6 protein-coding genes are annotated in these 3,175 nt (G+C 36.1%); all 6 read right to left on the bottom strand.

Going from position 1 to position 3,175, the window contains the following annotated elements; translation table 11 throughout:
- Window positions 1–23: 23 nt before the first annotated feature.
- Window positions 24–584, bottom strand: coding sequence for a hypothetical protein (locus BB781_RS14300; RefSeq protein ID WP_094229151.1), 561 nt, complete (start codon window positions 582–584; stop codon window positions 24–26).
- Window positions 584–916: a hypothetical protein gene (locus BB781_RS14295; RefSeq protein ID WP_129582733.1), complete on the bottom strand. Its 333-nt coding sequence runs from the start codon at window positions 914–916 to the stop codon at window positions 584–586. Before BB781_RS14295 ends, BB781_RS14300 begins: the two co-directional genes overlap by 1 nt.
- Entirely contained in the window at window positions 897–1,385 is a 489-nt protein-coding gene (locus tag BB781_RS14290; RefSeq protein ID WP_094229149.1) for a hypothetical protein, read from the bottom strand. Before BB781_RS14290 ends, BB781_RS14295 begins: the two co-directional genes overlap by 20 nt.
- Before the next feature lies 1 nt (window position 1,386).
- Window positions 1,387–1,620 (bottom strand): hypothetical protein, encoded by a 234-nt coding sequence (locus BB781_RS14285; RefSeq protein ID WP_094229148.1) that lies wholly within the window; start codon window positions 1,618–1,620, stop codon window positions 1,387–1,389.
- Between the two features lie 128 nt (window positions 1,621–1,748).
- Entirely contained in the window at window positions 1,749–2,282 is a 534-nt protein-coding gene (locus tag BB781_RS14280; protein ID WP_094229147.1) for a hypothetical protein, read from the bottom strand.
- Window positions 2,282–3,175, bottom strand: an 894-nt coding sequence (locus tag BB781_RS15885; RefSeq protein ID WP_164997919.1) for a hypothetical protein, incomplete at its 5' end; no start/stop codon positions are given. The genes BB781_RS14280 and BB781_RS15885, both read right to left, overlap by 1 nt.

Raw genomic sequence — 3,175 nt, 5'->3', positions numbered from 1 at the left:
CGAATCTGGAATTATTCCAAGGTTCAATAATGTAGTTCTCTTCTCATTATGTATTGATCGTATACTTCACGTGCCTCCTCAAGCGACTGCTTAAACCCAATTACATCTGATTTATCCTTTATTTTAGGGCCTATAGAATCTATGAATAATTCGGCGATTCTTATTATTTCTAAAACCAATTCGTCTGTTTTGAGTGGTGTGCCTTCTTCATGGTTGGGATAACGTTTGTTAATCTCTTCAACTGATAATACTCCGTCTTTACTAAGTATTTTACCGGAACCACCAATAAAATACTTGAAAAAGGTAAATTCTCCTTTAGGTGTAAACAAAAAACCCTCTTGACTATCAACAAAACTAATTTCTGACATATCGCCTTGAAACATTTTAGGAATTGAAGCCACCCATCTTTCAAGAATATAGAATATACTATCGCCCCTAAATCCTTTGTCTTCGGGATCGTTAATTTCTTTAGTTAAGATAAGACAATCTTTTGCAACAGATAATCCACCTTCTATATCCCATTCATCTCCAAAAGGAGCAGAATTTAAATTTGCTATGCAATATTTGATCTCAATATGTGCCATTAGTCTTGCCACCTAACTACATTTGATCCGGCTGTTGGATATAAAGTAATAAATTTTCCTTCTGTACTTACCAATGTTTCTACTTTGGATATTCCAAATTCTTGTGGGTTCCAGCTATAAAATATTATTTCTCTTTTGGTTTTGGTTGTTACAAATTGTATACTATCTTTTATCACATTATCAACATCTTGAACAGTCATAACAGCAGGTGTTGTTACTCCCGGTCTAACTTGATTGCCGGTTGGGAAGAAATCAGTGTATTTATCAGGCTTCCCTTTCACAACACCTGTAACATGCCGATCAATAACATGTTTATGTTGCGTTTTTCTCACAACATTGAACATATAAATTTTTTAATTCCTCAACCTCGTTTTTGAATTTTTTTGTCCTTTTAGTCTCTCTTAAATCAGGTCTCATGTCTAATATGTAGTCCACATATTCATCCACACTTCTAATAACTTCATCTGCAAAATCTTTGAAAGGAATATCAATCTCATCATCGTGTCGCTTATTTTCTTCTACTAAGTAGATTGTGACATTATCATCTTTTGGCTCGAATACTAGTTCATAAGAAGCCTCAGATTTAAATTTGAACACCTTACCTGAATATATTTCAGGAAGTGATGCCAGACAGCTATCATAAAAATATGAAAGGAAAAAAGCCAAGTTGTCTAAAAACCCTAGCTTCTTCCCGTTTACTGAGATATTCAATGAACCATAGACATCCCAGATGTCTTCGTATCTTATTATGTCTTCAATAAATTCCTCATCCTTAATCATGGAAATTTCGAAGTTGGACACTTTAAATCACCTTTTTCCACGTTACGCCAGTCCATTTCCAGACATCAGTTCCCTTGTTTGGAAAGGCCGTTACGACTTTACCTGTTTCCTTATTTATCCAAACAGTCATTTCCGAAATTCCAAAATTGCCGGGATTATATACGTACTCATACAGCTTACCATTAAATATTGTTGATTTTAAATTGCTTGGTTCAATAGTATCAAAAATTACTTCTAATACATCGGAGTCTTCCATTCTATGAGGAAGTTCAAACTCTGTTCTCTTTATATCAGAAGAGATTGTCTTTCCAGTTGGAAAAAAAGAAATTAAAGACTCAACTTCGATGAAGTTGAATCAATTCAAGCTTGGAATAATTCCGGGATTTAATTCTGTTCTGTTCTTTTTAAGTATTGATCGTATGCTTCTCTTGCCTCCTTAAGCGACTGCTTAAATCGAATTATATCCGATTTATCTTTTATTTTTGGACCTACAGAATCTATGAATAATTCCGAGACCCTGATGATTTCCAGAACCAATTCATCTGTTTTTAGAGGTATGCCCTCTTCATGGTTGGGATAACGTTTGTTTTCCCTTTCAACTAATTGGCCTATCCCTTCAGTATAATACTTGAAGCAAGTAATCTCTCCTTTTGGGATAAACATAAATATTTCCTGACTATCAATAAAATAAAGCTTACACCTCTCGCCATTGCATATTTTAGGAACCGAGTCCACCCATCTTTCAAGATTGTAAAATATATAATCTCCTCTAAATCCATCGTCATCTGAATCATCAATTCTTTTCGTTAACGTTACACTATCTTTTGTGATAGACAACCTACCCTCTATATCCCATTCATCTTTGAAAGGGGCAGAATCTAAATTATCTATACAATATTTGATTTCAATCTCTGACATCAATCAAACTCCCAGATTACATTTGGTCCGGCCTTTGGATATGAAGTAATGAACATTCCTTTTGTATTTACTAATGTTTCTACTTCAGTAATTCCAAATTGATGTGGGTTCCAAGTATAAAATATTACATTTCCTTCTGATCTAGTTGTTCCAAATTGTATACTATCTTTTATCACATTATCAACATCTTGAACAGTCATAACAGCAGGTGTTGTTACTCCCGGTCTAACTTGATTGCCGGTTGGGAAGAAATCAGTGCGTTTACCGGATTTCCCCTTTACAACTCCAGTAACATGCCTATCAATTACATGTTTATGTTGTTTTAAAGTTACATAAACTAAATCTTCGCCAATCTTGTAAGCGGTATGAAGCTCATTCAAATCAATATTCTTCTTAACCAATTGTATTACGTCATCATCACTCAGTCCCTTTGCTTTCAAGCTATCGACAATGGCATTACCATATGTTTTCCTTACAATATCGATTGATTCATCAACATGCTTTACCACAAAACCCGCGATCGCAAAAACCGTATGCGGATGTTTTGCTACAAATTTGCTGATTGTAGTGGTTACTTTTGCTGCGTCACCATATCCGGGTATCAGGGCTAGAGCATTCAACAGTGTTCCAAACCCGTCCCCGTTCCAGATTGAAGCGGCTATGTCCCTGACGTCTCCTACGGCAACAAAACCACTAAGCAACCAGCCAGACATGTAATATGTGCTATCATGGTCATCGGCACCCCATTCTCCAAGTACTGCACCCAGTACGAGCTCACGGCCGATTTCTAGGTAACCGTAACGTACTTCGTAGACAAGTGGATCATGGTCCGCATCGTGGTATTCAACATAATCGTCATAGCCGTCACCGTCTGTATCTTTTAATAGAGGATC

The sequence above is a fragment of the Methanolobus psychrotolerans genome (assembly GCF_002243045.1).
GTDB lineage: Archaea > Halobacteriota > Methanosarcinia > Methanosarcinales > Methanosarcinaceae > Methanolobus > Methanolobus psychrotolerans.
Note: the sequence above shows the minus strand (reverse complement) of the source record. Positions and strands in the feature narration are given on the sequence as shown.

Excerpts from the sequence above, each read along its gene's own strand:
- BB781_RS14300 (WP_094229151.1), bottom strand. The coding sequence starts at position 584 with ATGGCACATATTGAGATCAAATATTGCATAGCAAATTTAAATTCTGCT.
- BB781_RS14285 (WP_094229148.1), bottom strand. The coding sequence starts at position 1,620 with ATGGAAGACTCCGATGTATTAGAAGTAATTTTTGATACTATTGAACCA.
- BB781_RS14280 (WP_094229147.1), bottom strand. The coding sequence starts at position 2,282 with ATGTCAGAGATTGAAATCAAATATTGTATAGATAATTTAGATTCTGCC.